Source organism: Helicobacter pylori (assembly GCF_003637665.1).
Taxonomy (GTDB): domain Bacteria; phylum Campylobacterota; class Campylobacteria; order Campylobacterales; family Helicobacteraceae; genus Helicobacter; species Helicobacter pylori_CK.
Window position 1 is genome coordinate 1 of the sequence record NZ_MVWR01000003.1, and the last position, 25,475, is coordinate 25,475.

Sequence of the window (25,475 nt, forward strand, 5' to 3'; positions counted from 1 at the left end):
TCCAACCTCTCAAAGCCTTTTGTTCGTTCAAAAAATATTTGCTGATGTCAATAAAGAAATAAAAGTAATTGCTAATACCGAGAAAAAAGCAGAAAAAGCGGGTTATGGTTATAGTAAAAGGATGTAGCGATTAAAAACATTAAGTTTTTAATTATCTGTCGGCTTTTGAGATCGTTTTTTATGGTGTTGTGGCGTTATTTGGTAAGTTACAAATGGAAGTTAAAACGCGCAATAAAACTCCAAAGAGCCGACTTTTTTAATCGTAATTTGCTTATGGTTTAATAAAGTTTCTAAATGCTTAAAAGCGTTAGGATCCAGTATTAAGGGGGCTTCTTCTGCGCTTAAAGGGCGCCTAGAAATTAAAGCGAGCAATTCGTCTATACCGCAAGAAATCAATTTTTTGGCTTGATCGGCTTGAGCAGTGGATCGTTTAGGCAAACTCACGCAAAGCCCTTCAAAAAATAAAGAGCATTTTAATAATTCATCTTCGCTTAATTTAGGGGCTTTAAAGCTTGAGGGCCTGTCTATGGTGCTTAAATCCACTCTAGCAATATTGATTTTTTTTAAAAAGTCAGCGATGCGTTTTAAGTTGTTCGCGTTATCATTCACGCCCTTAATCAACAGCACTTCAGCCACCAGTTGTCCTTGATAAATTTGAGAAAAGCTCAAAATCCCCTCTAAAATCTTGTCAATGTCTTTAGAATAGGGCTTATCCACTCTTTCAAAGGCTTTCAAATCAATAGCGTCTAAAGAAAATTTAACGATGTCAAATTCCTTTAAGGCTTGCTGGACTTTTGGCTCATAAAAGAGTGAGCCGTTGCTTAAAATCAAAGTTTTAACGCCCTTTAAAAAAGGCTTGATGCTTTGGATAAGCTCTAATAAATGAGGGTATAGAGTGGGTTCGCCATTAGCGGTAATGGTTAAAACATCAATGGGGGTGGTGAGATTGTTTAGGGCGTTTTGAATGGCGTTAATCAAGATTTCCACTTTTATCACTTCTTCCATGCGTTCAATGGGCTTGGCTTTACCCAACTCGCAATAAATGCAATTGTAATTGCATTGTTTTTTAGAGGGCGATAGATCCACGCCCAAAGACTTCCCAAAACGCCTGGATAAAACAGGCCCAAAAACGATAGGCGGATTTTCTTTAGCCATTATCTTCCTCTAAAAACACACGCTCTTTGCATTGGATGCATTCATGCGCCTTTTTTTTGCGATAGATCCTTTCGCTCATTAAATAATGGCATTTCTCGCAACGCTTGTTGATGGGCTTATGGTTGGATAAAAAATTGCATTTAGGGTAATTGTTACAGCCATAAAACGAGCCTTTCTTACTCCTTTTTAAGGCAATATCCCCTCCGCATTCTGGGCATTTCACGCCTTCTATTGTTTCTTTGGCGTTAGGGGTGTTTTTTAACGATTTGGTGTTTTTGCATTCAGGGTAGTTGTTGCAAGCCAAAAACGCCCCGTTTCTGCTGAATTTTTGCACCATTTCCCCTCCGCATTTTTCGCACAATTCTTGATTGGCTCCATCATTGGTGTTTTCAGTCTGTTTGATGTATTTGCATTTAGGGTAATTGTTGCAAGCGATAAACTCCCCATAACGGCTATTTTTTTTGACCAATTCCCCACCGCATTTAGGGCATGATTGACCGGTTTTTTCATGCACTTTTTGAGAGATGATATTCTTTTTCCCGGCTTCAATTTTATCCATAAAAGGGTAGTAAAAGTCCTTTAAGACTTGTTGGTAGTCGGCTTTATTTTGAGCGATATTGTCCAATTCCTCTTCTAAAGAAGCGCTGAATTTGGAATCCACGATTTCTTCAAAATGCTTTTCTAAAATTTCTATCACCTTAAAAGCGCTCTCTAAAGCGCTGATTTGCTTTTTTTCTACCTTGATGTAGTCTCTGTTTTGCAAAAGTGCAATCGTTGGGGCGTAGGTGCTGGGCCTGCCTATGCCTAAACTTTCTAAAACTTTAATCAAACTCGCTTCTGAATAGCGCGCTGGAGGTTCTGTAACATGGGCGTTACTCTCTAATTTTTCTAATTTAATGGGGTCATTTTCTTTCAAATTGGGGAGCAATTTGTCCTTATCGTCATTGCCTAAAATTTTATAATAGCCATCAAAAAGGAGTTTTCTGCCACTCGCTTTAAACTCGCCTTTTTCGCAAGCCACAACCACGCTTTGGCTTTCAAAAAGAGCGTCTTGCATTTGAGAAGCTAAGAAGCGTTTATAAATTAAAGTATAGAGCTTTAATTCTTCAGGCTTAAGGTAGTCTTTTAAAGCGTTTGGCTCTAAAATAATAGAAGTGGGCCTGATCGCTTCATGGGCTTCTTGGGCGTTTTTATTCTTGCTGGAATAGACTTTGGCTTTAGGGGGTAGGTAGTCTTTGCCATAGTCTTTTAAAATCTTATTTCTCGCTTCTTCTAAAGCCTCTTTAGCGATATTCAAGCTATCGGTCCTCATGTAAGTGATCACGCCCATAACGCCTTGCGGGGTGGCTACGCCTTCATATAATTTTTGAGCGATACTCATGGTTTTTGTGGGCGAAAAGCCTAAGAGACTGGAAGCGCTTTGCTGTAAAGTGGAAGTCATGAAAGGGGGCGGTGTGGGGGATTTTTTAGATTTTTTAACGATACTAGAGATAGTGTAGCTTTCTTTTTCCAATTCGTTTTTAATCTCTTGGGCTTTTTTCCCATCAATCAGCTCTTGGGCTTTGAGTTTGTTACCCTTATAGCTGATGAGTTGCGCTTCTAAATTTGGCTCAAAGTAAGCGTCTAGCGTGAAGTAGGTTAAAGGCTTAAAGGCTTTGATTTCCCTTTCTCTATCAATCACAAGCTTTAATGCAGCACTCTGCACCCGCCCAGCGCTCAAACCTTTAGTAATTTTAGATGAAATCAATGAGCTGAGCTTGAAACCCACGATCCGATCTAAAAAACGCCTGGCTTGTTGGGCATTGACCTTAGACATGTCAATTTGTCGTGGGGTTTTTAGAGCGTTTAAAATCGCATTTTGCGTGATCTCATGAAAAACAATCCTGGGATAGCTCTCTAATTTCCCTCCAATCAAACATGCCACATGATAGCCTATCGCTTCCCCTTCTCTGTCTTCATCGGTAGCGATGTAGGTGGTAGATGCCTTTTTAGAAAGCTCTATGATCTGTTTGACAAGCTCTTTATGGTCTTTATCCACGACATAATTAGGAGTGAAGCCGGTTTCATCAATCTTAATGCCCAAAGCGAATTTGGATAAATCCCTAACATGCCCTTTAGAGGCGATGACTTCGTAATTTTTATCCAAAAAATTTTTAATGGTTTTGGCTTTTGCGGGGGATTCTACGATAATAAGGTGCTTCATGGAACGCCTTTAATAAAATGTTTATACCTATTAATGAATGATTGTAGCATAGAATTTTGACTAAACGCCCTATTAAACCATAAAAACTATAGCGGCACTAAAAATCAAAGAGTTGGAACACCCTTTGCTTGACTAACAGCAAATATCTATGCAAAGGATGCAAACATGAGTTTTAGGATAAATACCAATATCGCCGCTTTAACTTCTCATGCGGTAGGGGTTCAAAACAACAGAGACCTTTCAAGCTCGCTTGAAAAGTTAAGCTCAGGGCTTAGGATCAACAAAGCCGCTGATGATTCTAGTGGGATGGCGATCGCTGATAGCTTAAGGAGTCAAAGCGCGAATTTGGGTCAAGCGATCCGCAACGCTAATGACGCTATTGGTATGGTTCAAACCGCAGATAAAGCGATGGATGAGCAAATCAAAATCTTAGACACCATTAAAACCAAAGCCGTTCAAGCCGCTCAAGATGGGCAAACTTTAGAAAGCCGAAGAGCGCTCCAAAGCGATATTCAAAGGTTGTTAGAAGAACTAGACAATATCGCTAACACCACAAGCTTTAACGGCCAACAAATGCTTTCAGGAAGTTTTTCTAACAAAGAATTTCAAATTGGCGCGTATTCTAACACCACGGTTAAGGCGTCCATTGGCTCAACGAGCTCAGATAAGATTGGGCATGTGCGCATGGAAACCTCTTCTTTTAGCGGTGCAGGCATGCTCGCTAGTGCGGCGGCGCAAAACTTGACTGAAGTGGGATTGAATTTCAAACAAGTCAATGGCGTGAACGATTATAAGATTGAAACCGTGCGTATTTCTACAAGCGCTGGCACTGGGATTGGGGCGTTAAGCGAAATCATCAACCGCTTTTCTAACACTTTAGGCGTTAGGGCGTCTTATAATGTCATGGCCACCGGCGGCACTCCCGTGCAATCAGGAACCGTGAGAGAACTCACCATTAATGGCGTAGAAATTGGGACCGTGAATGATGTGCATAAAAACGACGCTGACGGGAGATTGACTAACGCCATTAACTCCGTCAAAGATCGCACCGGCGTGGAAGCGAGCTTGGATATTCAAGGGCGCATTAATTTACACTCCATTGACGGGCGCGCGATTTCTGTGCATGCAGCGAGCGCGAGCGGTCAGGTTTTTGGGGGAGGGAATTTTGCAGGGATTTCTGGGACACAGCATGCGGTGATTGGGCGCTTAACCTTGACCAGAACCGACGCTAGAGACATCATTGTGAGCGGTGTGAATTTTAGCCATGTGGGCTTTCATTCCGCTCAAGGGGTGGCAGAATACACCGTGAATTTGAGAGCGGTTAGGGGCATTTTTGATGCGAATGTGGCTTCAGCAGCCGGAGCGAACGCTAATGGCGCACAAGCGGAAACCAATTCTCAAGGTATAGGGGCTGGGGTAACAAGCCTTAAAGGGGCGATGATTGTGATGGACATGGCAGATTCAGCGCGCACGCAATTAGACAAGATCCGCTCGGATATGGGTTCGGTGCAAATGGAATTGGTTACCACCATTAACAATATTTCTGTAACCCAAGTGAATGTTAAAGCGGCTGAATCTCAAATCAGAGATGTGGATTTTGCTGAAGAGAGCGCGAACTTTTCTAAATACAATATTTTGGCGCAAAGCGGGAGTTTTGCTATGGCGCAAGCGAATGCGGTGCAACAGAATGTCTTAAGGCTTTTACAATAACAGCCCCTTTAATTCAAAGGGGCGTTAGCCTTTTTTATAAGCTATTTTTATAAGTTAAAATAATGGATATTTATCAAAAAAACTTACAAGCTCTTTTCAAAAAAGACCCTCTTTTATTCGCAAAGCTCAAAGCTATTAAAGAAAACAAAAAATACGAAGTGTTTTTAGGGAATGATAGCGCGAATTTCAACCTCTTAGATAAAGAAACAAACATGCCCTTATTTGAAAAAAGCCCGCTAGATTCAAGCTTAGAGCTATACAAAAATAGCGAAATTTACATGCTTTATCCTTATTTGTATTATTTTGGCTTGGGTAATGGGGTGTTTTACCGCTTGCTTTTAGGTAATGAAAATTTAAAACGCTTGGTGGTTATTGAGCCTGAAATAGAGATTATTTTCATTGTGTTGAATCTTTTAGATTTTTCCACTGAGATTTTAGAAAATCGTTTGATCTTGTTGCATGCAAGTTTTTGCAATTACAACATGATCGCTTCATTGTTTGATATGGATAAAAAGTCTCGTTTATACGCAAGAATGTATGATTTAAAACTTTTTAACGCTTATTATGAACGATACTCCCATCAAATGATAGGAATCAACCAGCATTTCACCCGCGCTTTAGAGCATGGCGCTATTAGCGTAGGCAATGACGCTAAAGACGCGCTTATAGGCATCAAACAGCATGCCGCTAATTTGCCTGAAGTCATCAAAAGCCCTAGTTTAGTGGATTTTGTGAATGCTTTAAAAAACAGAGACACCGCTATCATTGTTTCAACTGGGCCCAGTTTGAACAAGCAACTCCCCCTTTTAAAAGAAATCGCCCCTTATGCGACGCTTTTTTGCATAGACGCTTCTTTCCCTATTTTGGCTAAAGCCGGTATCAAGCCTGATATTGTGCTGTCTTTAGAAAGGGTGGATTTGACGGCGAAATTCTATGAAGAAACCCCCTTAGATTTTCAAGAAGGCGTTATTTTTGCTTTGACTTCCATTGTGCATAAACGATTGATTAGGGCGATTAAAAAGGGGGTTAAGCAATTCAGTTTCCGCCCCTTTGGCTATACCAACCTTTTTGATTTGCACCAGTATGGTTATGTGGGTATAGGCATGAGTGCAGCGAACATGGCGTATGAATTAGTGGTGCATTCTCGTTTCAAAAGATGTGTGTTTATCGGGCAAGATTTGAGCTTCTCGCAAAGCGGTAACAGCCACGCTAGTGGGGCGATTTATGGCGATAGAGAGATCAAGCCTAAAAAAGATAAAGACAAGATTTTTATAGAAAAATACGGGGGTAATGGGGAAGTAGAGACCACTTTAGTGTGGAAACTTTTCTTAGAATTTTTTGAAAAAGATATTTTCAACACGCCCTATAAACTAGAAGTCATTAACGCTACTGAAGGGGGGGCTAGGATTAAAGGGACTAAAGAAATGCCTTTTAAAGAAGTGTGCGAAAAAATAGACAAATCCAAGCCAAAGACTCCTATCAATCTTATTTATCCTACCCAATCAGAGCAAGATAAAAATTTAAAGATCGCCAAGCAAAAATGCGAAGAAATCATCAAATACGCCAATGAGAAAAAAACGCAAGTTGAAGAAGCGTTTTTAAAGGTGGCAGAGTTTTTAGAAAAAGTGGAAAAGCTTCATGAAGAAAACAAATTAGAAGAGTTGGATTTTAACAAATTAGAAAATTTGAGCGCTGAAATTGACAACATTAAAGAGCTTTTTGACGACAAGCGATTCAATTCGTATTTTATGGATGCGATACAATCTTACATTTTCCACCAGGAATTGCATATCGCTGAAATCGTGTGTAAAAAAACGGATAATGAAGACGGATTAAGGGCTAAGCAATTAGAATATATTTACGCGCACAAATACTGGCTTTTTAGTTTAGCGGGTGGGATGGATTGCGTGATAGAAGCGATCAAAATGGCTTTGAAAGAATGGTGAAACCCCCCCCCTTTTAAGCGTATGTGTCTAGGCTGGAATAAATTTCAGGGGTATTTCCGCCATCAACAAGGCTTTTCTCAACTTGGGATTTATCTTTAATATCGCCGTCGTTATTGATAGCGTTTAAAGCTTGTAGTCGGTCAAAATCAGGGGCGTTTGGCGTATTATCTTGGCTGAAACCATCTTGAATATTGCTTTGTTGTAAATCCTGCTCTACTTGATTTCTGTCCTTTATGGTTGCATCATTATTGATATGGTTCAAGGTTTGGAGCTGTGTGAAATTAGGGGTGTAATGGGTGTTGATGGTCATGTTTTATCCTTTTTAGCTTTTTACACGCTCAATCGTGGATCATCATTATAGCAATAATCCATTAAATCGCCCAATCGTAAAACTTTGCATGAGTTTTCAATCAAATCAAAAACTTCCATGAGTTTAGAAAGCTCTCTGTGGTAGGCAAAAATCCCACACCCCTTAATGAAAACAAAATATTTTTTGCTCTCTTGCAGTTGGCGTAAAATTTCTGTATCCGCTCTTTCTTGCCAGCTGTCATAGTCTTTGGGGTTAAAAATGGAAATTTCTTCGCCCAAAGAACGATACCCTAAATAATCTCTAGGGAGCAATCGGTTGTGGCGCAAGGAATACGCCAAACTATAAGGAGGGCGCACGTAAGCGATGAATTTAGCGTCCAAAAACTCCCGATACACGCTCGCATGAATGGGCGAATCTAGGCTCGCTTCTTTCCAGCGGTAATCTATCTTGTCATGCAAGACCAGTAAGGTGTTTTCATTCAATTGATCAAAAACAGCGTTTCTTTTATTGATCACAAACTGATTGGTGCCAATGCGCGCTGAAATAGAGCCTTGATAAAGCCCAAAAAAACCCTTTCTAAACATGGATAATGAAATGCTTTTGAGCGAATGAATCAGATTGCTGTCAATGCCTCTTGTGTGTGTGTTCATGTTTAGCATGATAACAAGTTTTTTTAATAAAAGGTATCAGTTGCCCAATAGATCTAAATTAAATTAATTCTATAAAAAATCCTAATTTAATGCTAGTAAATAAATTTAGTGATACAGACTAAACTTTAAAGAAAAATCCTGTAATTTTTATCACTTTTTCAAAACAAGTGATAGATTATTAACTTTTTGCGCTATAATGCGAGGGTTCTTTCATCAAGAATGGTGATTGACGAGATTTTTCAAATAATGATGTTAAGAAGAATTAAAGTAGGTTCTGATTTGAATAAAAAAGAGAGTTTGTTGGATGCGTTTGTTAAAACCTATCTGCAGATTTTAGAACCCATTAGCTCTAAACGCTTGAAAGAGTTGGCAAACTTGAAAATATCTTGCGCGACGATCAGGAATTATTTTCAAATCCTTTCTAAAGAGGGCATGCTTTATCAAGCTCATTCTAGCGGCGCTAGATTGCCCACTTTTAAGGCGTTTGAAAACTATTGGCACAAGTCGTTGCGCTTTGAAGTTTTAAAGGTGAATGAAAAACGCTTAAAAAGCGCGAGTGAAAATTTCGGGCTTTTTGTGCTGTTAAAAAAACCTAGTTTGGAGCGTTTAGAAAGAGTCATTGAGTGCGAAAAACGCTTTTTGATTTTAGATTTTTTGGCGTTTTCTTGCGTGCTGAGTTACAGCGTTAAAATGGAAAAGTTTTTATTGGAGCTTGTGGGCAGGAGCGTTAAAGAAGTGCGCTTAATCGCTGCTTCTGTCAATGCGTTGAGTTTGGCCAGGCAATTAGAGCGTTTGGAGTATTCCAACACACAAATCACACGCTTTAATCTGATGGGGTTAAAAACGCTTTTAAACAGCCCTTTATTTTTTGACATTTTAGGGGGTAAGGTTTTAGAGCGTTTCAAAAAGGGGTTGCATTTTATAGAGCCTGATTGCATGCTAGTAATACGCCCCATAGAATTTCAAAACGAGCGGATGCAACTGCTTTGTGTGGGGAAACTAGAATGCGATTATGAAGGGTTTTTTCAAACGATTTCTAAGGAGGAATAATGAAAGATGAACACAACCAAGAACACGATTTAAGCCCAAAAGAGCCAGAGTCTTATCAAAAGGCTTGCGCTTGCAAAGAACAACAAGATGAAGAAAAGCAAGAAGCGAGCGAAAAAGAAGGCGAGATCAAGGAAGATTTTGAGCTTAAATATAAAGAAATGCACGAAAAATACTTAAGAGTGCATGCGGATTTTGAAAACGTGAAAAAGCGCTTAGAAAGAGACAAGAGCATGGCGTTAGAGTATGCGTATGAAAAAATCGCATTGGATCTATTGCCAGTGATTGATGCGCTTCTTGGGGCTTACAAGAGCGCTGTAGAAGTGGATAAAGAGAGCGCTTTAACCAAAGGCTTGGAGCTTACGATGGAAAAGCTGCATGAAGTTTTGGCAAGGCATGGCATTGAAGGGATTGAATGTTTAGAAGAATTTGATCCTAATTTCCACAATGCGATCATGCAAGTCAAAAGCGAGGAAAAAGAAAACGGGAAAATCGTGCAAGTTTTGCAACAGGGTTACAAGTATAAGGGTAGGGTTTTGAGGCCGGCAATGGTGAGCATTGCTAAAAACGATTAAAACATTTATTTTAATAAGAAAGGATAACACTATGGGAAAAGTTATTGGAATTGATTTAGGGACAACCAACTCCGCAATGGCGGTGTATGAAGGCAATGAAGCAAAGATTATTGCGAATAAAGAGGGTAAAAACACCACTCCTTCTATTGTAGCCTTTACGGATAAGGGCGAGATTTTAGTGGGCGAGAGCGCCAAAAGACAAGCGGTAACCAATCCAGAAAAAACCATTTATTCTATTAAAAGAATCATGGGTTTGATGTTTAATGAAGATAAGGCTAAAGAAGCCGAAAAGCGCTTGCCTTATAAGATTGTGGATAGGAATGGGGCTTGCGCGATTGAAATTTCGGGTAAAGTTTATACCCCTCAAGAGATTTCAGCCAAAATTTTAATGAAGCTCAAAGAAGACGCTGAAAGTTATTTAGGCGAGAGCGTTACGGAAGCGGTGATCACCGTTCCTGCTTATTTTAACGACAGCCAAAGAAAAGCGACTAAAGAAGCCGGCACGATTGCAGGGCTTAATGTTTTAAGGATCATCAATGAGCCTACCAGCGCGGCGTTAGCTTATGGCTTGGATAAAAAAGAGAGCGAAAAAATCATGGTTTATGATTTGGGTGGGGGGACTTTTGATGTTACCGTGTTAGAAACAGGCGATAATGTCGTGGAAGTTTTAGCCACAGGGGGCGATGCGTTTTTAGGGGGCGATGATTTTGACAATCGTGTGATTGATTTCTTAGCGAGTGAGTTTAAAAATGAAACGGGCATTGAAATTAAAAACGATGTGATGGCGTTGCAACGCCTGAAAGAAGCGGCTGAAAACGCTAAAAAAGAACTAAGCTCTGCGATGGAGACTGAAATCAATTTGCCCTTTATCACCGCAGACGCTACCGGGCCCAAACACTTGGTTAAAAAACTCACTAGGGCTAAATTTGAAAGCTTGACAGAAGATCTCATGGAAGAAACGATTTCTAAAATTGAAAGCGTGATCAAAGACGCGGGGCTAACCAAAAATGAGATTTCAGAAGTGGTGATGGTGGGCGGCTCCACTCGTATCCCTAAAGTCCAAGAAAGGGTGAAAGCGTTTATCCACAAAGAGTTGAATAAAAGCGTCAATCCTGATGAGGTCGTAGCGGTGGGCGCGAGCATTCAAGGGGGCGTGTTAAAAGGCGATGTGAAAGATGTGCTTTTATTAGACGTTACGCCTTTAAGTCTTGGGATTGAAACTTTAGGGGGCGTGATGACTAAAGTGATTGATAGAGGCACGACCATTCCGGCGAAAAAATCTCAAGTGTTCTCAACCGCTGAAGACAACCAGCCCGCTGTGTCTATCATGGTTTTACAGGGCGAAAGGGAATTGGCAAGAGATAATAAATCTTTGGGTAAATTTGATTTGCAAGGCATCGCTCCCGCTCCAAGAGGCGTGCCGCAAATTGAAGTAACCTTTGATATTGACGCTAACGGGATTTTAACCGTGTCAGCGCAAGATAAAAATACCGGCAAAAGCCAAGAGATTAAAATTTCTGGTTCTAGCGGGTTGTCTGATAGCGAGATTGAAAAAATGGTTAAAGACGCTGAATTGCACAAAGAAGAAGACGCTAGGAAAAAAGAAGTGATTGAAGCGAGAAACCATGCCGATAGTTTGGCGCACCAGACCCAAAAGAGCCTTGATGAGCATAAAACGAATTTGAATGAAAACGACGCTAACGAGATCCAAAACGCTATTAACGCTCTTAAAGATTGCATCAAAAACGATAACGCTACTAAAACGGAGCTTGAAGACAAAACGAAATTATTAGCGCAAGCGGCTCAAAAATTAAGCGAAGCGATGGCGAATAAAAACAACGCCGAGCAACCCAAGAAAAAAGACGATGATGTGATTGATGCGGAAGTGGAGTAAAAACGCTTTTAAAACTTCTTTTAAGCGGGCGGTTTTAATCAAAACCCGCTTGCTTTCCTCATTTTCATCAATGGGATACTGATTGCAAAATCTAACAAACACTCAAAGCGTTTTTTAATCCAAATATCAAAGCTTGGTTTTAATCAAGCGATAGCTTTTCAAGACTTATTTTAAAAAGCATTGGTGGGATTTTAGGGAAATCCCTTATGAGAGAGTTCCTTTTTGGTATGGGGTTATTTCATAAAGTTATTTCTTAATGGCGTGCTAGATGGCTCTAATTCAAAACACGCAGTGGGGATTTGATTAAATTCATTAACAAGGTGTAAAAAATAGTCGGTAATGCTTTCAAGATCGGATTCTAAATCGTCATAGAGCTTTCGATAGCATGCGTTTTCAATAACGATCTTATCATACGCCAGGCATTTTTGACACTCTTTTTCCCCATCTTTCTCTGTGGATCGACCTATGCAAAGATCAAACTTTTTTACATTCTCGTGCTCGCGATAGTGCTCGCACCAATAGTAAGCAAACCAAATATAAAAACCTTTTGTTGGGGTTGGTTTTTCACCATTGACAAATCCTTCCCCTAAAATATCCTGACGGCAAAAGGCGATGGATGGCTTATAGGATAAACGCCCATGGCTGCCAGGACTGATTCTACACGCATAACCCCATGGCGCTAAAAACTTGTTCAGCCCGTTTTGGCATGAACCATACTTTGGTATTTTTGGAGTTCTGCTTGTTTGTTTTTTTTCTTGCGCTTTAGCGTCTATTAGCGCTACAAATTCTCTTAACAAGTCTTGAAACGCTTTTCTTTGCTCTTCATTCCATTCTATCGTTTTCATGAAAGCTCCTTGATCGATCTTAATAAGCCAACATTTTACCCTTAATTTTACTCCATTTAATGAGTTTAGGCATAATCGCTAAAATTGAGTTATCGTTATCTTTATTATAGGAGGAATAATGATCCTTACCACAATGCAAGACGCCATAGGCCGCACTCCCGTTTTTAAATTCACTAACAAGGATTACCCCATTCCCATAAATTCCGCCATTTACGCCAAACTGGAACATCTAAACCCAGGAGGGAGCGTTAAAGATCGCTTAGGCCAATACCTTATAGAAGAAGGGTTTAGAATGGGCAAAATCACTTCTAAAACAACCATCATTGAGCCTACTGCAGGCAATACCGGCATCGCTCTAGCTTTAGTTGCGCTCAAGCACCATCTCAAAACCATCTTTGTTGTCCCAGAAAAATTCAGCACAGAAAAACAGCAAATCATGAGGGCTTTGGGGGCTTTAGTAATCAACACGCCTACTAGCGAGGGGATTTCTGGCGCCATTAAAAAAAGTAAAGAGTTAGCCGAAAGTATCCCTGATAGCTATTTGCCCTTGCAATTTGAAAACCCTGATAATCCCGCCGCTTACTACCACACCCTAGCTCCTGAGATTGTCCAAGAATTAGGCACAAATTTTACGAGCTTTGTAGCCGGGATAGGGAGTGGAGGCACTTTTGCAGGCACGGCTAGGTATTTGAAAGAACGCATTCCTGCGATTCGCTTGATTGGGGTGGAGCCGGAGGGTTCTATTTTGAATGGGGGCGAGCCTGGGCCTCATGAGATTGAGGGTATTGGCGTGGAGTTCATCCCTCCCTTTTTTGAAAACTTGGATATTGATGGCTTTGAAACGATCTCAGATGAAGAGGGTTTTAGCTACACCAGGAAGTTAGCCAAGAAAAACGGCTTATTAGTGGGGAGCTCTAGCGGGACAGCTTTTGCAGCTGCATTAAAAGAGGTGCAACGCCTCCCCGAAGGCAGCCAGGTTTTAACCATTTTCCCGGATGTTGCCGATCGTTATCTTTCTAAAGGTATTTATTTATAAATTCATCAAAAGGAAAGATCATGCACATGCAAACCAAATTAATCCATGGGGGCATTAGTGAGGACGCAACAACGGGGGCGGTGAGCGTGCCTATTTATCAAACTTCCACCTACCGCCAAGACGCCATAGGCCGCCATAAGGGCTATGAATACTCTCGCTCAGGTAACCCCACGCGCTTTGCTTTAGAAGAACTCATCGCTGATTTAGAGGGGGGGGTTAAGGGGTTTGCTTTTGCCTCTGGCCTAGCTGGAATCCACGCCGTTTTTTCCCTCTTACAATCAGGCGATCATGTGTTATTAGGCGATGATGTTTATGGGGGGACTTTCCGCTTGTTTAATAAAGTGCTTGTCAAAAACGGGCTTTCTTGCACCATTATAGACACTAGCGATCTATCCCAAATCAAAAAGGCTATCAAGCAAAACACCAAAGTCCTTTATTTAGAAACCCCTAGTAACCCCTTGCTTAAAATCACGGATTTAGCACAATGTGCTGGTGTCGCTAAAGATCATGGTTTGCTCACTATCGTGGATAACACCTTTGCCACCCCCTATTGCCAAAACCCGCTTCTTTTGGGGGCGGACATTGTGGTGCATAGCGGCACCAAATACTTAGGCGGGCATAGCGATGTCGTCGCTGGGCTTGTAACCACCAATAATGAAGCGCTAGCCCAAGAGATCGCTTTTTTCCAAAACGCTATCGGTGGGGTTTTAGGCCCTCAAGACAGCTGGCTGTTGCAAAGAGGGATTAAGACGCTAGGATTACGCATGCAAGCCCATCAAAAAAACGCTCTTTGCGTGGCTGAATTTTTAGAAAAACACCCTAAAGTAGAAAGGGTTTATTACCCGGGCTTGCCCACCCACCCTAATTACGAGCTAGCCAAAGCCCAAATGCGTGGCTTTAGCGGAATGCTCTCTTTCACCCTCAAAAACGACAGCGAGGCAACTCTTTTTGTAGAAAGCCTTAAATTATTCATTTTAGGCGAGAGTTTGGGAGGGGTGGAGAGTTTGGTGGGGATTCCGGCATTTATGACCCATGCGTGTATCCCTAAAGAACAACGAGAAGCTGCAGGGATTAGGGATGGCTTGGTGCGCTTGTCTGTGGGGATTGAGCATGAACAGGATTTGTTAGAAGATTTAGAGCAAGCGTTCGCTAAAATAAGCTAAAGTTTCATTACAATTTATGAATAAAGGAGTTAAAAACATGAAAATGAATGTAGAGAGTTTTAATTTGGATCACACCAAAGTCAAAGCCCCTTATGTGCGTGTCGCTGATCGCAAAAAGGGCGCTAATGGGGATGTGATTGTCAAATACGATGTACGCTTCAAGCAGCCCAACCAAGATCACATGGACATGCCAAGCCTACACTCTTTAGAGCATTTAGTCGCTGAAATTATCCGCAACCATGCCAATTATGTCGTGGATTGGTCGCCTATGGGTTGCCAAACGGGATTTTATCTCACGGTGTTAAACCATGACAATTACACAGAGATTTTAGAGGTTTTAGAAAAGACGATGCAAGATGTGTTAAAGGCTAAAGAAGTGCCTGCCAGCAATGAAAAGCAATGCGGTTGGGCGGCTAACCACACTTTAGAGGGTGCACAGAATTTAGCACGCACTTTTTTAGACAAACGCGCTGAGTGGTCTGAAGTGGGGGTTTAATGAATGGGGGGAATGATTTTACTCCCCCTGTCCCCTTATCCATTTTGCCCATAAGCGTTAAGTGCCAATCAAAACCATCGCATCAGCGTTAATTTTATGTAAAAATAATGTTATGAAGATTTTTTTATGGAAGGATTTCAATGAGAAAGTTAATTCTATTCATCTTTTTAACGCTAACGCTTTCAGTATCTGCAAAAGAAGTCAAAATCGTGTTTTTGGAAACTTCAGACATTCATGGGCGGCTTTTTTCGTATGATTATGCGGTGGGGGAGCAAAAACCCAATAACGGCTTGACAAGGATTGCGACTTTAATCAAAAAGCAGAGGGCTGAAAATAAAAATGTGGTTTTGATTGACAGCGGGGATTTATTGCAAGGTAATAGCGCGGAGTTGTTTAATAATGAGCCTATCCACCCGCTAGTTTTAGCCGAAAACGATTTGAAATTTGACATTCGTGTGCTTGGCAATCACGAGTTTAATTTCAGTAAAGATTTTTTAGAGAAAAATATTAAGGGGTTTAATGGCGATGTCGTGAACGCGAATATTATCAAAATTACGGACAATAAGCCGTTTGTAAAACCTTATGTGATTAAAAAAATTGATGGCGTGAGGGTGGCGGTTGTGGGGTTTTTGGTGCCGCATGTCCCAACTTGGGAGGCTTCTACGCCTGAACATTTTGCGGGCTTGGAGTTTTTGGACGCTGAAGAAGCGTTGAAAAAGACCTTGAAAGAGCTGAAAGGGAAGTATGATATTTTGATTGGCGCTTTTCACTTGGGGCGAGAAGACGAGAAAGGTGGCGATGGGATACCGGATTTGGCGAAAAAATTCCCGCAATTTGACATCATTTTTGCCGGGCATGAGCATGCGGTTTATAACACCAAAGTGGGAAAGGTGCATACCATTGAGCCTGGAGCGTATGGGGCTTATCTGGCAAAGGGCGTGGTGGTGTTTGACACCCAAACGAAGAAAAAAACCATAACGACTGAAAATTTACCCACAAAAGATGCGCCAGAAGATGAAGAATTGGCGAAAAAATACGAATATGTGGATAAAAAATCAAAAGAATACGCTAATGAAGTGGTTGGCGAAGTGACAAAAACCTTCATTGACAGGCCTGATTTTATCACAGGAGAAGAAAAAATCACCACGATGCCAACCGCCGCCTTGCAAGAAACACCGGTGATAGAATTGATCAACAAAGTGCAAAAATATTACGCAAAAGCCGATGTTTCAGCGGCAGCCTTGTTCAATTTTGGAGCGAATTTGAAAAAAGGGTCTTTCAAAAGGAAAGATGTCGCCTACATTTACAAGTTCGCTAATACGCTCATTGGAGTGCGTATCACGGGTGAAAACCTGTTGAAATACATGGAATGGTCATATAAATTTTACAACCAGTTGCAACCGGGCGATTTGACGATCAGTTTTAATGAAAATGTTCGCGGCTATAACTTTGACATGTTTTCTGGCGTGAAATACCAAGTTGATGTTACCAAACCCGCCGGGCAAAGGATTATTAATCCGACAATTAACGGAAAACCCATTAACCCTAAAGCGGTCTATAAATTAGCGATCAACAATTACCGATTCGGGACATTATCCACGACTTTAAAATTGGTTACGGACGCTGATAGGTATTATGATTCTTACGATGCATTGCAAGATAACGGGCAAATACGGGATTTGATTATTAAATACATCACTGAAGAAAAAAACGCAAAAGTAACCCCTGAATTGGAGCATAACTGGGAAATCATCAACTACGATTTCAAAAACCCGTTGTTGGAAAGATTGGCAGAAAAATTAAAAGAAGGGAGCATCAAAATCCCCACTTCAAAAGACGGGAGGACTTTGAATGTCAAATCCATTAAGGAAAGTGAAGTTGAATAAGATTTTTTATTTTTATTATTTTATTTTTAAGCCTAACTTAAAAAAGGGTGTTCTATAATTCTAGATTGTTGGTTTTTCACTTTATTAGCGGTTTTCAAACCACCGGGTTTTAATTTTATTTAGCGCCACTCATTTTTCGGGGGGGGGGGGGGTGCATTTAGAAGCTGAACTCTCAAATTGGGGTTTGACTTAAAAATGATTGATAGGAGATAAATGATGTTTGCTTCAGTATTTGCTTCGCTAGGGACTCGTATTATGTTTGTCGTGCTAGCCGCTCTTTTAGGTTTAGGGGGGCTTTTTATTGGTTTTGTAAAGGTTATGCAAAAAGATGTGTTAGCGCAACTCATGGAGCATTTAGAAACCGGGCAATACAAAAAGCGTGAAAAAACGCTCGCTTACATGACTAAGCTTCTTGAACAGGGCATTCATGAGTATTACAAAAGTTTTGACAATGCTACTGCAAGAAAAATGGCGTTGGATTATTTCAAGCGCATCAACGACGATAAGGGCATGATTTATATGGTGGTGGTGGATAAAAACGGGGTGGTATTATTTGATCCAGTCAATCCTAAAACCGTGGGCCAATCAGGGCTTGACGCTCAGAGCGTTGATGGGGTGTATTATGTTAGGGGGTATTTGGAAGCGGCTAAAAAAGGGGGAGGCTACACTTATTTATTATAAAATGCCTAAATACGATGGAGGCGTGCCGGAAAAAAAATTCGCCTACTCGCATTATGATGAGGTGTCTCAAATGGTGATCGCAACGACTTCTTATTACACTGACATTAACACAGAAAATAAAGCGATCAAAGAAGGCGTCAATAAAGTTTTTAATGAAAACACCACGAAATTATTCCTTTGGATACTGACAGCGACGATAGCGTTAGTGGTTTTGACGCTCATATACGCTAAATTAAGGATCGTGAAACGCATTGATGAACTGGTCCTTAAAATCAACGCTTTTAGCCGTGGGGATAAGGATTTGAGGATCAAAATTGATGTGGGTGATCGCAACGATGAAATCTCGCAAGTGGGCCGTGGGGTCAATTTGTTTGTGGAAAACGCCCGCTTGATTATGGAAGAGATTAAAGGGATTTCCACCCTCAATAAAACTTCAATGGGTAAATTAGTCCAAATCACGCAAGAAACCCAAAAGAGCATGAAAAATTCATCATCCACCCTAAATTCCGTAAAAAATAAAGCCACTGATATAGCGAGCATGATGAATGCTTCTATAGAGCAGTCTCAAGGGTTAAGGAAGCGTTTGATTGAAACGCAAGGGCTTGTTAAAGAGAGTAAGGATGCGATTGGGGATTTATTTTCTCAAATCACAGAGAGCGCGCACCCTGAAGAAGAACTCTCTAGCAAAGTGGAGCAGCTAAGCCGTAACGCTGATGATGTCAAATCCATTTTGGATATTATCAATGATATTGCCGATCAAACCAATCTTTTAGCCCTAAATGCGGCTATTGAAGCCGCAAGGGCCGGTGAGCATGGCAGAGGCTTTGCGGTGGTGGCTGATGAAGTTAGGAATTTAGCCGGGCGCACTCAAAAGTCTTTAGCCGAAATCAATTCCACTATCATGGTGATTGTCCAAGAAATCAATGCCGTAAGTTCGCAAATGAATCTCAACTCGCAAAAAATGGAGCGCTTGAGCGATATGAGCAAAAGCGTGCAAGAAACTTACGAAAAAATGAGTTCTAATTTAAGCTCAGTCGTTTTAGACAGCAATCAAAGCATGGACGATTACGCCAAATCCGGACACCAAATTGAAGCTATGGTAAGCGATTTTGTAGAAGTGGAAAAAGTGGCTTCTAAGACTTTAGCCGATTCTTCAGATATTTTAAACATCGCTACGCATGTGAGCGAAACGACCATAAATTTAGACAAACAAGTGAATTTGTTTAAAACTTAATCAGGGGGAGTTTATTAAAAAAGGGTTGGATTGTTAAAAGTTTCTGTGATCACGGCGTGTTTTAATGGTGAAAAAACCATTGAAGACACCATTCTTTCCGTGCTTCATCAAACTTATAAAAACATTGAATACATCATTATAGACGGATCTAGCACGGATGGCACTTTAGGAATCATTCAAAAATACAGAGATAAAATCGCTTGCGTGGTGAGTGAAAAAGATAAGGGCATTTATGACGCTATGAATAAAGGCATAAAGCGTTCTAGTGGGGATATTATCGCTTTATTGAATAGCGATGATTTTTACAAAGACGAGTTTGTGGTAGAAAAAGTGGTGCATGAGTTTGAAAAGAAAAATTGCGATAGCGTGTATGCGGATCTGGTGTTTGTCAAACCTGATTGTTTGGAAAAAGTGGTGCGCTATTATGAAAGCGGGGAGTTTAGCCCTAAAACCTTGCTTTATGGCGTGGTGCCAGCGCACCCCACGCTTTTTGTCAAAAAAGCCATTTATGAACGCTACGGCTTATACAAAACCGATTATAAGATTTCAGCGGATTTTGAGATGATCATCCGCTTGTTTGTGGTGCAAAAAATAAGCTTTTCTTATTTGAAAGAAGTGTTAGTGGTGATGCGCACCGGTGGGGTTAGCGCGAACGGGTTTAAAAGCCTTTTATTAAGGAATAAAGAAAACATAAGAGCATGCCAAGAAAACGGCATTCAAGCGAATGTTTTTTCCATGCTTTTAAAATACCCTAGGAAAATCATGGGCTTATTTAAAAGAGGATCTAAAGGGGGACTAAAACGAAACGATTAAAGAAAGATTAGCGTTAAATCGTGGTTTGAATCTTTCTTGATGGTTGTTGTAAATGTAGGAAACATTCCTCACTAAGGGCATTTCAATCCCTAATTGCAAGGACAAATAGCCGATAAAATCCACGATAAAACCAAAGCGAAAGGGGGCTTGAAAAAAGGTTTTTTTGGTTCTGGGAATGATGGTCGTGATCGCACCGGTTTTAATCGCATCCACTAATAACACCCCTTGCTCTAAAGCGATTCCTAAATAACTCCTAAAGCGATAGGTTTTTTTATCCACAAAAATCCAAGAAAAATCTAACGCGCCTCCGTAATTTTGCACCATTAGGATTTGGGGCTGAGAGAGCGAAACAGAATGGAAATAGTTATAGACGCTAAAGATTCTAAAACCGACTCTAGGGTGGTTTCTTAAAAAATGCTCTAAACCGGTAGCGGTGTTAAACCCTATGCTATTAGCTACAAAAGTCAAGGTTTGGTTAGAAGTTGAAAAAGTGGCTTGCGAATAGTTGTATCCAAAAATAAAGAAAAATTTAAGGCTTTTTTCTAAAGCCCTTTTTAAGATTTGCTGGTTTTTGTCTAGGATTTGCTGTTTTTCATTGTTTTTTTCAATAGTTAGGGGTTTGGGTTTGTCATCGTCATTCTTGTTTTTAAAGTTTTCCAAGAATTGGGACCAAGTGATCTCTTTAGCTTCTAAAAAGAGTGGGTTCAACGATAAAAAGAGATAAACACTAAATAGAGTTTTCAAATACAGCCTTAAATTTTTTACGGCTATTATGCCTAATTATCTTAAATTAACTTTAAATTACTTGCATGTTTTGACTGAATACAACCCCTACTTACACACAACGCTATATTTTAAACGACATATTGTTTTAGATTTTGTTCCCATCAAGCATGGATAACTAAAGCCAACTTTAATCATTTTTCATTACAAGAATCTATCGCTCCATTAAAATTCAGCTTAGAGCAAATAAAACACCTTTTCTTCTTGAAAAATGCTTTTAATTTCTACAAAAAGGGTTTTTTCTGTGCGTTCTTCTAGTACGATAATAGGGTTAACGCTCTCGCTCCCGCTCACTAACGCCCTTAAAGACAACTCTTCTTCATAATTTAAGGGGTTAAGGTTTAACTCTTTTAAATTATCATAGTTTTTCGCCATAAGGGTATTAAGGCCCTCTAAAGTTAAAAACAAGGTTTCATCTCTTTGGCTATAACCCACTAGAGCGCTTAAACGCTGAGAAAAAACCCACCTTAAATCGTTGATTCTCACTTTAGCCTTACTTTTAGAGCGTGCTAGAATGCAACAATTCAAGGGGTTTGAATTTTTAGAAAGCCACACGCCCCCATTCAATAAGCGGTAAGTGGCGATCGTTTTTTGGGCTAAAAAAGGCTTATTAGCGTCCTTTTTAGTTGCTTCTAATGTTCTAAAAACTTGCGTTCTTTCTTCAATACTTGCGGGTAAAATCTGGCGTTTTAAAGGCGAGTAAAGCTCAAAGGGGCTTCTGTTTTGGGATTCTTTTTGGATTTTTAAAGCGAATTGGCAACCGCAATAATTTTGCCGATAAAGCTCGTTTTCTCTTGCTAAAGCTTGCAAGTTTAAATCCAATTCGCTCTTAAAATGTTCAAAATTATCGTTTCTAAACACAACAAATTCCAAATTGTGCCTTTGCGCGATGTGTTGTCCCTTAGCGATGAGCTGGTTAGGGTCTTTTTTAGGGCTTGTGAGTAAGGTGGTGGTGAATTTTTCTTCCCCTAATTCAAAGGCTTTCAGAGCGCTCGCTTCTAAGCGTAAATCAAAGCACTCAAAACAGCGCTCGCTTTTTTCCCCTAACAATTCCTTACCCTTAGCTTTGTCTAAAAATTTTTCTAATTCATAATCGCCCTCAAGCAATTCAATTTCTAGCATCTCGCAAGTGCGTTTCACGTCTTCTAAACGCAACAAGTATTCGCTATAAGGGTGGATATTGGGGTTATAAAAAAACCCTACAATTTTTTCACCCACAAAAGCCTCTTTAGCCTTTTTTAAAAAATACAGGTTATCCACCGAGCAGCAAATATGAATGAGCATTAAAACTGCTTTTTATTCACATCTTCTAAAATATCGTTAGAGACTTTGTCAATTTCTTGACTGATTTCTAACGAATCGCTAGCGATTTTTAGATTGCCCTCAGTAACCGATCTTAAGGCTTCAATAGAAGCGTTGATTTCTTCCACTTCTTTAACCTGGTTTTTAATGCTCTCGCTCGTGTCTGAAATGCTTTGAACTAAAATATTGATATTGGCTTCAATCTCGCTGAGGGATTTTTGCGTCCTTTCAGCGAGCTTCCTCACCTCATCAGCCACCACCGCAAAGCCTCTGCCATGCTCGCCGGCTCTTGCGGCTTCAATAGCGGCGTTTAGGGCTAAAAGATTGGTTTGATCAGCGATGTCTCTAATGATTTCTACAATGCTTTTAATGTCTTGCCCTTGCTCAATCATGGCTTCACTTTGAGAGCTCACGCCTTGAATGGAAGTGGTGATATTTTCTATCGTTTTAGAAGTTTCCATCAAGCTTTTGTGTTGGGAGTTTGAAGCCTTTTCTAAATTTTGCACGCACTCTTTTAAATTCGCGCTATCGTTCGCTAAATCTTTGGCAAAATTAGACGAAGTTTCTAGCATTTTTTGGATTTCTTGCCCTAAAGCGTTAGTAACCAATTCCACCCTACCCGAAGCGTTTTGGATTCGGCCTCTAAAATCCAAACCAGAATAGCTTTCAAAGATTTTGAAAATGCTTGGCATGTGAGTCCCTACGCTTTCTTGCAAATAATCCATGATCCCGTTTAGCGCGTCCCTCAATTCTTTCAAATCAGGGCTTGCGGGATCAGCTGTGATGCGCACCGCAAAATTCCCCGCTTTCACGTCTGAAACCACTTTAATGGTGTCTTGGACGGCTTGCTTGTCTTCTTGCATGGTTTTTTGGGTTTGCAAGATATTTTTATTGATCGCTGTTTGCATGCGGCCTAATTCGTCATTGGATTTCGCTTCAACCAATTTAATATCGCTGGAATGGGCTTGATTGTTCAATAATTTAAAGAAATGAGACAAGGTGCTAGAAACGACTTCCAAACGACTGCTCACGATCGCTCGCATTAAAAGAGTGATCGCTATGATCAAGGCTAACACCATGATCGCGCTCGCTACAATTACCACAAAACGCACCGATCCCACTTGCTCATAAACCTTGTCTTTTTCAATGATTAAAGCGATCATCCAATTAAGATTGTCTTTACTTTCTGTTTTGCCTAGCATTTTAAAGGTTTCAACGGCTAAAAAATTTTCCTTATGGCTAAAGGGATCCAAATATTCTAAAGTCGCTTTAGAGCCGTTTTCTAAAATAGTTAGCACTTCGTTGGTGGCTTTAGGCACGCTCTTATAAATTTCTGCGATAGATTTGTCTTGCAAACTCTTATTTGCGCTCAAAAGCACTTTACCTTTAGTGCCAATTAAAAATAAATCGCTCCTGTTTTTAGTGATTTCATTACTGAAGCTGTCAATGGAAAGGAAAATATTCAAAGCCCCTACAACCTCTTGAGCGTTTTCACTCAATAAAGGTAAAAGAATATCAACCCCATAAACTTCCGCCCCATTAGGCATTTTCCTATAATAAGGCAAGCTTTTAGAAATTTCTTTATTTTTCATCGCTTTTTGCGCTAAAGGGTTATTCCCTAATGACGGGTTTTCCATTAGCTTAATCGTATCGTTATCCCTTAAAAGCGTTAATCTTAAATCTTCTCTGTTTTTAAAAAACACGCTCGCCCCAGCGACATGCGAATTGGCTAAAATGAAGTTTTTTAACAAGTGGATTTTGATTTCTCTTTTAGTGTCTTTAGGGAGCATTTCTTTGACAATGCCCATGCTCGTATAAGTGTTTTCAAGCACCCCTTGCACTTCCTTAACCTTAAAATGCAAACTATCTTGCATAGAATGCAGAGCGCTTTCTTTTAAAATCTCTTTCACCCTGCTGTTTAAGGACACCCCTAAAATGCTCACGCACACGATCACAATCAACGCCACGGCCAATATGATTTTATTACCGATACTCAAACCTTTAGACAAAACACAACCTTACTCTGATGAAATTTTTTGCCCATTTGCGGCAAAATTTTAAACCGCATTATAGTATTATAAGCATAAATCAAAAATTAAACGGGATTTAAAAAGGCGATCAATCATTCTCATTAAAAACCATTTTAAGGTTGCATTCGCTCTTTTAGGGTATGCTACGACTTGAAATTATCCAAATATAAAAAGGAATCATCATGCCTTTTGTCCCCACGCGTTCTGTGAAAGAAAAAAAGATTGATTTTATTGAAGCAATATTAAACCCCAACGCCCCAAAAGGCGGGCTTTACACTTTAGAGCATTTTGAAACATTAGAATGGCAAGATTGTTTGAATCTGAGCTATAACGAGCTGGTAGAATGCGTGTTTGAGCGGTTGGGTTTAGAGATTCCTAAGGGTTTATTAACAAGCGCGTTAAAACGCTATGAAAATTTTGATAACCCTAAAAATCTAGCCCCTATTTTTGCGCTCAATGAAAGGCTTTTTGTCCAAGAGCTCTACCATGGGCCTAGTTTGGCGTTTAAAGACATGGCGTTGCAGCCTTTAGCGAGCTTGTTTTCTAATCTAGCGGTAGGGAAAAATGAAAAGTATTTGATGCTCGTTTCCACGAGTGGCGATACCGGCCCTGCGACTTTAGAAAGTTTGGCGGGCATGCCTAATGTTTTTGTGGTGTGTTTATACCCCAAAGACGGCACAAGTTTAGTCCAAAAACTCCAAATGGTTACCCAAAGTGCTAGCAATTTAAAGGTCTTTGGGATCAGTGGGGATTTTGATGATGCACAAAATGCGCTCAAAAACCTTTTAAAAGACGCTGATTTTAACGAGGCTTTAAAAGCGCGCCAATTGAAATTAAGCGTGGCTAATTCCGTGAATTTTGGGCGTATCGCTTTTCAAATCGTCTATCATATTTGGGGTTTTTTAGAATTGTATAAAAAAGGCGCGATCAATTCTAAAGAAAAAATCACCCTAGCCATACCCAGCGGTAATTTTGGGAACGCTTTAGGGGCGTTTTATGCCAAAAAAATGGGCTTGAATATTGCTAAAATCAAGGTTGTAACCAACAGCAACGATGTTTTAAGGGAGTTTATAGAGACAGGGCGTTACGATTTAACCCATCGTTCTTTAAAGCAAACTTACTCGCCGGCTATGGATATTTTAAAAAGCTCTAATGTGGAAAGAGCACTTTTTGATCTCTTTGGGTTTGAACGCACGCTAGAATTGATGCAAGCTTTAGAAGAAGAGAAATTTTACGCCTTAAAACCCAAAGAATTAGCCCTTTTGCAAGAGCATTTTTCTTGCGCGAGCTGCTCAGATGAAGCTTGTTTGAAAACAATCCAAGAAGTTTATGCAGAGCACCAATACCTGATTGACCCCCACACCGCCACCGCTTTAAACGCTAGCTTGAAAACTAATGAAAAAACCCTTGTTTCTGCCACCGCCTCTTATGAAAAATTCCCTAGAACCACCCTTTTAGCCCTAAACGAGCAAAAAAAAGACGATAAAGCCGCCCTAGAAGCGCTAAAAAACAGCTACAATACCCCGGATAGCCAGCGCCTTGATGATTTGTTTGAAAGAGGGATCAAACACCAAGAAGTTTTAAAACTCAATGAGATCAAATCTTCTATTCTTTTGTGGTTAGAAAACACGCATTAGAGCTTTTTTTACGCTTTTAACCTTAATAAAAGTTACATTTTAAGTTGAAACACACTATAATAAATAAACTCTAAACGAA

General features: G+C 40.2%; 20 protein-coding genes and 1 pseudogene. 13 read left to right on the plus strand and 8 right to left on the minus strand.

Annotation, left to right across the window (positions count from 1 at the left end; translation table 11 throughout):
* A partial coding sequence (locus tag EAL49_RS02810; protein WP_120828798.1) for a DUF874 family protein occupies positions 1 to 127 on the plus strand: 127 nt, incomplete at its 5' end.
* Between the two features lie 92 nt (positions 128 to 219).
* Here EAL49_RS02810 and EAL49_RS02815 read toward each other — a convergent pair.
* On the minus strand, positions 220 to 1,155 hold the full coding sequence (locus tag EAL49_RS02815) for a radical SAM protein (protein WP_120828800.1): 936 nt from the start codon (positions 1,153 to 1,155) through the stop codon (positions 220 to 222).
* Positions 1,148 to 3,358 carry a type I DNA topoisomerase gene (gene topA, locus EAL49_RS02820; protein ID WP_120828802.1) on the minus strand — a complete coding sequence of 737 codons (2,211 nt, stop codon included), beginning with the start codon at positions 3,356 to 3,358 and terminating at the stop codon, positions 1,148 to 1,150. Before topA ends, EAL49_RS02815 begins: the two co-directional genes overlap by 8 nt.
* Before the next feature lie 165 nt (positions 3,359 to 3,523).
* Here topA and EAL49_RS02825 point away from each other — a divergent pair, with 165 nt between their 5' ends.
* The gene (locus tag EAL49_RS02825; protein WP_000010011.1) at positions 3,524 to 5,068 is read left to right on the plus strand and encodes a flagellin B; all 1,545 of its coding nucleotides are present in this window, start codon (positions 3,524 to 3,526) and stop codon (positions 5,066 to 5,068) included.
* 62 nt (positions 5,069 to 5,130) lie between these two features.
* Complete coding sequence (locus EAL49_RS02830; RefSeq protein ID WP_162973091.1) at positions 5,131 to 7,014, plus strand: motility associated factor glycosyltransferase family protein; 1,884 nt, start codon at positions 5,131 to 5,133, stop codon at positions 7,012 to 7,014.
* A 13-nt stretch (positions 7,015 to 7,027) separates the two neighbouring features.
* Here the strand turns inward: EAL49_RS02830 and EAL49_RS02835 are convergent, their stop codons facing one another.
* The gene (locus tag EAL49_RS02835; RefSeq protein WP_120828806.1) at positions 7,028 to 7,324 is read right to left on the minus strand and encodes a hypothetical protein; all 297 of its coding nucleotides are present in this window, start codon (positions 7,322 to 7,324) and stop codon (positions 7,028 to 7,030) included.
* Between the two features lie 20 nt (positions 7,325 to 7,344).
* Positions 7,345 to 7,974, minus strand: a complete 630-nt coding sequence (locus tag EAL49_RS02840; RefSeq protein ID WP_205586093.1) for a class II aldolase and adducin N-terminal domain-containing protein — start codon at positions 7,972 to 7,974, stop codon at positions 7,345 to 7,347.
* A gap of 219 nt (positions 7,975 to 8,193) precedes the next feature.
* Here EAL49_RS02840 and EAL49_RS02845 point away from each other — a divergent pair, with 219 nt between their 5' ends.
* Genes EAL49_RS02845 through dnaK form a run of 3 tightly spaced genes read left to right on the plus strand, consistent with a single transcriptional unit; the run spans position 8,194 to position 11,490 of the window.
* Positions 8,194 to 9,024 (plus strand): HrcA family transcriptional regulator, encoded by an 831-nt coding sequence (locus tag EAL49_RS02845; RefSeq protein ID WP_120828810.1) that lies wholly within the window; start codon positions 8,194 to 8,196, stop codon positions 9,022 to 9,024.
* Positions 9,024 to 9,596: a nucleotide exchange factor GrpE gene (gene grpE, locus EAL49_RS02850; RefSeq protein ID WP_042633142.1), complete on the plus strand. Its 573-nt coding sequence runs from the start codon at positions 9,024 to 9,026 to the stop codon at positions 9,594 to 9,596. The genes EAL49_RS02845 and grpE overlap by 1 nt, the downstream gene beginning before the upstream one ends.
* Before the next feature lie 31 nt (positions 9,597 to 9,627).
* Positions 9,628 to 11,490, plus strand: coding sequence for a molecular chaperone DnaK (gene dnaK / locus EAL49_RS02855; protein ID WP_120828812.1), 1,863 nt, complete (start codon positions 9,628 to 9,630; stop codon positions 11,488 to 11,490).
* A gap of 233 nt (positions 11,491 to 11,723) precedes the next feature.
* Here the strand turns inward: dnaK and EAL49_RS02860 are convergent, their stop codons facing one another.
* The gene (locus EAL49_RS02860; protein ID WP_205586091.1) at positions 11,724 to 12,335 is read right to left on the minus strand and encodes a hypothetical protein; all 612 of its coding nucleotides are present in this window, start codon (positions 12,333 to 12,335) and stop codon (positions 11,724 to 11,726) included.
* Positions 12,336 to 12,453: 118 nt separating this feature from the next.
* Between EAL49_RS02860 and EAL49_RS02865 the strand changes: the two genes are divergently transcribed.
* From EAL49_RS02865 to EAL49_RS02890, 6 genes and pseudogenes are all read left to right on the plus strand, one after another.
* The gene (locus EAL49_RS02865) at positions 12,454 to 13,371 is read left to right on the plus strand and encodes an O-acetylserine-dependent cystathionine beta-synthase (protein ID WP_162973092.1); all 918 of its coding nucleotides are present in this window, start codon (positions 12,454 to 12,456) and stop codon (positions 13,369 to 13,371) included.
* 20 nt (positions 13,372 to 13,391) lie between these two features.
* Complete coding sequence (locus EAL49_RS02870) at positions 13,392 to 14,534, plus strand: cystathionine gamma-synthase (protein ID WP_120828819.1); 1,143 nt, start codon at positions 13,392 to 13,394, stop codon at positions 14,532 to 14,534.
* Positions 14,535 to 14,571: 37 nt separating this feature from the next.
* Positions 14,572 to 15,030 carry an S-ribosylhomocysteine lyase gene (locus EAL49_RS02875; protein WP_162973093.1) on the plus strand — a complete coding sequence of 153 codons (459 nt, stop codon included), beginning with the start codon at positions 14,572 to 14,574 and terminating at the stop codon, positions 15,028 to 15,030.
* Between the two features lie 140 nt (positions 15,031 to 15,170).
* Positions 15,171 to 16,916, plus strand: a complete 1,746-nt coding sequence (locus EAL49_RS02880; protein ID WP_120828821.1) for a bifunctional metallophosphatase/5'-nucleotidase — start codon at positions 15,171 to 15,173, stop codon at positions 16,914 to 16,916.
* 213 nt (positions 16,917 to 17,129) lie between these two features.
* A pseudogene (gene tlpB, locus EAL49_RS02885) lies at positions 17,130 to 18,831 on the plus strand (methyl-accepting chemotaxis protein TlpB).
* 30 nt (positions 18,832 to 18,861) lie between these two features.
* Positions 18,862 to 19,644 carry a glycosyltransferase family 2 protein gene (locus EAL49_RS02890; RefSeq protein ID WP_120828823.1) on the plus strand — a complete coding sequence of 261 codons (783 nt, stop codon included), beginning with the start codon at positions 18,862 to 18,864 and terminating at the stop codon, positions 19,642 to 19,644.
* On the opposite strand, the gene EAL49_RS02895 is transcribed toward EAL49_RS02890, so the two are convergent.
* The 3 genes from EAL49_RS02895 to tlpA all read right to left on the minus strand — a co-directional run bounded on the left by EAL49_RS02895 (position 19,627) and on the right by tlpA (position 23,738).
* Positions 19,627 to 20,388, minus strand: coding sequence for an outer membrane beta-barrel protein (locus EAL49_RS02895; RefSeq protein ID WP_100951162.1), 762 nt, complete (start codon positions 20,386 to 20,388; stop codon positions 19,627 to 19,629). The two genes, EAL49_RS02890 and EAL49_RS02895, sit on opposite strands and share 18 nt — an antisense overlap.
* Before the next feature lie 216 nt (positions 20,389 to 20,604).
* A complete protein-coding gene (locus EAL49_RS02900; protein WP_120828825.1) occupies positions 20,605 to 21,711 on the minus strand; it encodes an epoxyqueuosine reductase QueH in 1,107 nt (368 codons plus the stop codon).
* Entirely contained in the window at positions 21,711 to 23,738 is a 2,028-nt protein-coding gene (gene tlpA, locus EAL49_RS02905; RefSeq protein WP_120828827.1) for a methyl-accepting chemotaxis protein TlpA, read from the minus strand. The genes EAL49_RS02900 and tlpA overlap by 1 nt, the downstream gene beginning before the upstream one ends.
* Before the next feature lie 203 nt (positions 23,739 to 23,941).
* Between tlpA and thrC the strand changes: the two genes are divergently transcribed.
* Positions 23,942 to 25,396: a threonine synthase gene (thrC, locus tag EAL49_RS02910; RefSeq protein ID WP_120828829.1), complete on the plus strand. Its 1,455-nt coding sequence runs from the start codon at positions 23,942 to 23,944 to the stop codon at positions 25,394 to 25,396.
* Positions 25,397 to 25,475: the final 79 nt, after the last annotated feature.